This is a genomic window from Marinomonas sp. TI.3.20 (assembly GCF_038155025.1).
In the GTDB taxonomy this organism is placed as follows: Bacteria; Pseudomonadota; Gammaproteobacteria; order Pseudomonadales; family Marinomonadaceae; genus Marinomonas; species Marinomonas flavescens.
Genome location: NZ_JBAKAS010000044.1, coordinates 1 through 4,904, shown reverse-complemented (window position 1 = coordinate 4,904; position 4,904 = coordinate 1). Strand labels below are relative to the sequence as shown.

Genomic DNA, 4,904 nt, shown 5'->3' with positions numbered 1-4,904 from the left:
AGGAAGAACGACGGGTATAAGGTTTGGTCATAAGATGGACTCCGTTATCGGTTATAAGATGAAAACGGAGTCCAGTTTAGAGTGCAAAAAGATGAGATGAAATAACGGCGTAGAATGAACGCTAACGATCGGCTAACCTTTTCAGGTAGGTGCAGCACCTAGTTAGATCACCACCAACTCAGGTAGGTGCAGCACCTAGTAGATCGGTATGTGATTTGGGTAGGTGCAGCATCTGGTTAGATCTGAAAAAATCATCTCAGAAGGCAGGGTTCGGCTTTTAATTTTTGAGGCTACCTAATGTATATGTACCTAAAAACGCTAAAATTTCTTATTGATACCGGTAGGTTTGGGTTTCGGCCACCTAGATTTGGGACCGACCCCCCCTATTTAGATCGCCGCCAATCCAGGTAGGTGCAGCACCTGGTTTTGGTACCGAACCCCCCCTAGTTAGATCGCCGCCAATTCAGGTAGGTGCAGCACCTGGTTTTGGTACCGACCCCCCCTAGTTAGATCGCCGCCAATCCAGGTAGGTGCAGCACCTAGTAGGCTGACCAAACTATTCAGGTGGGTTTGGGTTTCGGCCACCTAGATTTGGTACCGAACCCCCCTATTTAGATCGCCGCCAATCTAGGTAGGTGCAGCACCTAGTAGATCGATATGTGATTTGGGTAGGTGCAGCACCTAGTAGGCTGACCAAACTATTCAGGTGGGTTTGGGTTTCGGCTACCTAGATTTGGTACCGAATCCCCCTATTTAGATCACCGCCAATCTAGGTAGGTGCAGCACCTAGTAGGCTGACCAACTATTCAGGTAGGTGCAGCACCTAGTAGATCAGAGTCAGGTTTAGTAGATCGGCCAAACTACTCAGGTAGGTGCAGCACCTAGTAGATCGGTATGTGATTTGGGTAGGTGCAGCATCTGGTTAGATCTGAAAAAATCATCTCAGAAGGCAGGGTTCGGCTTTTAATTTTTGAGGCTACCTAATCAAAACCACTTCCTAACACAAGAACCAAAAAATAAAGAAAGAACCATTTTATTAAAGAAGAACCACTTTTTATGATTATTTATAAAAAATCGGTTCTATATTGTGTATTTATTATGTACTATGTTGCACATCGGCTACAGAGGAAGTGAATATGGCACATAAAAATTTTACAAATAACGCAGTATCTAACAATGCCAGTAAAATAGGGCACGGGATGTTATCGGACCAGCAAACGCTTAAAGATCGAATCCTATCAAATGACTCTGTCCGGATTGACAGTGATCAAGTGAATGGCATGCCTCGAATTGTCTATAATCATGCTATTACAAAAACGGCACTACGAAAGTTTGTTGGTGGTGCAACTAAGACGTTTGGAGAGAAGTTTACAAAAGCGGTAGAACTTGGCGTAATACCTGAGCCAATTCAAAGTAATACTAATTTCCGTTACCTGCTCACCCAACCAGAAGTTCATGCTTTGTTAGATCATTGGAACTTTCCTAAATATTCAGTTGAAGTTGGAAATAATAGATTCCCGTTAAAAAAATGTATAGTTGCTATTGCAAACCAGAAAGGTGGGGTTGCTAAATCTACAACAACCTCTTCTTTAGCTGTTGCCACCGCTTTAGATCTTCATTTACGTGCAAATGTGTTAATTCTTGACCTTGATCCACAAGGAAGTATGGATCAATTCACTGTCCATGATCCAAATAATGAAATATTTCTAACCTTAGTCGACATTATCATGGGGAAAGATTTAGAAAAAAATCAATTCTCTGAACTTTTAGATATGGCTGATGAAAAGGATATTATTCAAAAATCACCATTTGAAACACATTTATGCAATTTAAATGTTATGCCTGCGCACCCTATGGATGAACGGTTAACAGATGAATTTTGGCAAGCAAGCAGTGAAGATAGAGACAAAATTTTTTCTCGGTTAAGAGAAACAATTCTTCCCGCTTTACAAGAGAAATATGACGTTATTCTTATTGATACACCCCCAGTTGACGGGCCACTAACTTGGTTAGCCTTGGAAATAGCTGATTTTCTATTGACACCAATTGCTCCAAAGGAAATGGACTATTCTTCAACTGGATCTTTTTTATCTGCTTTAGACCGCCGATACGCAACGCTACCTTCTAAAGGAATGAACCTTAAAGTCCACAAGATGGTCCTTACTGATCATGATCCAAAGTCAACTGCGGAAGTAAATATAAAACATAGAATTGTTAAGTCTGCTCAGGAAAGTCTTTTTGGATCTCACTTTGTTCATAGTGATGCTTTTGTGGCTGCGTCCAGCAAACACAGAACTGTGCTTGATTTGTCACATGCGGAAGGTTTGTGTTCGAAAATCAATTTAAGGAAAGCATCTGAAAGTGTCCAAGCTGTTTATAGTCAATTCATTTTAGCAATACGATCAATTTAATAAATTAGGATAAGAGGCCACATAGAATGGATAATTTTCGTTCACGAAACAGAGGTTTACACACGGCCAGTGGTAATGGGCTTTCAAGTTTAAAAGACAATAAAAGTACTTTTATAGATCAGATTACTGGTAAAAAGCATACCTTTAAAACAAATGATGTTTCGATTGACTCGTCTGAATTAAGTTCTAAAACGGAAATTTCACCCTTTAACCCTAGAGAAATTTCTAAAATTGATTTAGAGAGTTTGAACCTATATAAAAATCTAAAAGAATTTCAAATTTTAAGTGAACCTGCAATTGGTTACACTTTACCAGATTCTGATACAATTTTTATCGCAAACGGAGCAACGCGAAGAGCTTGTTGTATAGATATCTATAATAAAACGAACATAGATATTAAATATAATATTCATGTTATCCAACTGGATAAAGAGAGCATGTGGCTTGTTCTTCAAGAAATTAGAAGAACAGATTCTAACCGAAAATTTACGTTTATAGAGCAATCTATAAATGCCCTTTCTTTTTATGAAATGTACGCTACTACTGAACCTAGTTCGTCTGTTAAAAACATCATAGAAAACTATAATTTAACGGGAGCATCTTCTCTTAGCCAAGGGCGATTTTCTCTGATGATACCGTTTGCAATTATTTACTCCGAAATAAAAGAGTTTCTTATTGACGTAGACTCGAAAAAAATCTCTGCTAAGTTTGCAAAGTTAGTGATTGATTTCATTGAGAATACGGCAGAAAAAAAAATCACCATCCGAAAAACTGTTAAAGACGATAAAACCTCAAAAGGATACAGTTTCGTTGTGGTTGAAAATATTCAGTCGACTGTTCTTAGTGAGTTCAAAGCTGAAGTCACTGCTTTAAAATCAACATTGTCTAGAATACCTTCTCTTAATATAGATACGATAAGTGATGCATTGCAGACTAAAGACAGTGTCTCTGACGCAATACAAAAAAAAGACGCTGAAAACAACATTGTTATAAATGACCAGGTTTGCACAATTAATTTCTCTTTTACTAGAGAGGACTACTCAGAAAGTCAGATGAAAAAAATACGAGAAATATTTAATGAGAACGAAGATTTTTTAAATGAGCTTAAGAATAAAATAGATCAAGCAATTTAAGATAAAATTGTAACAAGAGGTTGTTATGACTATTCACAAATATACCGCATTTAGTACATTGAAGGCTCAAGATTTCTGGTCTTTACCTGTGCTTTTTCAAGAAATTTTTTTGGGGGAATGCCCTGTTTGTGTTAGAAAAGCGCTTATTAAATCAAAAAAACAAATTAGTTAGCTTTCTGTCAAGAGACCTATAAGTGCGAAGAGCAGCCTGATAGACACATGTCTTTCAGGCTTTATAGATTAGAACTAGTCGATAGCTACTGTCTAGGATATAGAAAAATGCTGATAGACACATGTCTTTCAGGCTTTATGAATTAGAACTAGTCGATAACTACTGTCTAGGATATAGAAAAATGCTGATAGACACATGTCTTTCAGGCTTTATGGATTAGAGCTAGTCGATAACTACTGCCTAGTATACAGAAAGAATACTGATAGACATATGTCTTTCAGGTTCGGTGTTTACTCGTTTATTAAAATTAGTAAGGAGTCTTCGAATCTCATCATTACCTTCTTTAAACGCAAATACTAGAGTCAGGTTGAAAACTGAGATTTCGCCTGATAAGTAATAAAAATTGCTATTTATCCTTTTACTAAACACCATGAATAGATACACAGATTCTCTTTTTTAATATTACCGGCCCTTAATGCTATCGAGAAAATTAATACATTTTTAGAAAACGTCATGTATCACTTTAAGTGATTCCAACTTTTCAAAGTCACACAAATATAAGAGTTCCGTTTTTTCGTATAGCGGTGATTACAATCATCTTTTCGGTTCATTCCGACCACCCTATCTTACCTTTTTTCTCTCGTAATACTTTTGCTCTAAGTAGTCGGATCACACAAACTTTCTCATTAATTCGCCTCATAGTGATATTCGCTGCCTATTGTGTACTAACCTACCCCGTGGCGTTGCCAATCATGTTGTGCCACTATTTCACGGTAAGTTGACAGATGACGATTGTACGACAACAGTTTTGATAATGATCTTCAAGACCTTTTATTAAGTGCCCTACATACTCTTTGATGAGTTTCCTATTACCAAAACGTCGAGGATCAGTAAGGATTTTTTAGCAAGAAACCAAAATTATTTTTGACAACTATACCCCAGTGTTAACCTAAATACCGACCGTAAAATAGGCAGGTTAGCCGATAGTATCTGACAGCATGCTATTGATCGCGGTTACTCTCTCCAGTAGAAGTCAAGGTCTGATTTAACGCCCCTGTAAGGTTAGCGTTCATTCTACGCCGTTATTTCATCTCATCTTTTTGCACTCTAAACTGGACTCCGTTTTCATCTTATAACCGATAACGGAGTCCATCTTATGACCAAACCTTATACCCGTCGTTCTTCCTC

At 37.7% G+C, this 4,904-nt stretch carries 2 protein-coding genes; both read left to right on the top strand.

Translation table 11 applies throughout. From position 1 onward, the window contains the following. Positions 1 to 1,136 precede the first annotated feature (1,136 nt). Positions 1,137 to 2,411: a ParA family protein gene (locus V6259_RS19420; RefSeq protein ID WP_341585941.1), complete on the top strand. Its 1,275-nt coding sequence runs from the start codon at positions 1,137 to 1,139 to the stop codon at positions 2,409 to 2,411. A 26-nt stretch (positions 2,412 to 2,437) separates the two neighbouring features. Then, positions 2,438 to 3,544 carry a hypothetical protein gene (locus V6259_RS19415; RefSeq protein WP_341585940.1) on the top strand — a complete coding sequence of 369 codons (1,107 nt, stop codon included), beginning with the start codon at positions 2,438 to 2,440 and terminating at the stop codon, positions 3,542 to 3,544. The last annotated feature ends 1,360 nt before the right edge of the window (positions 3,545 to 4,904 follow it).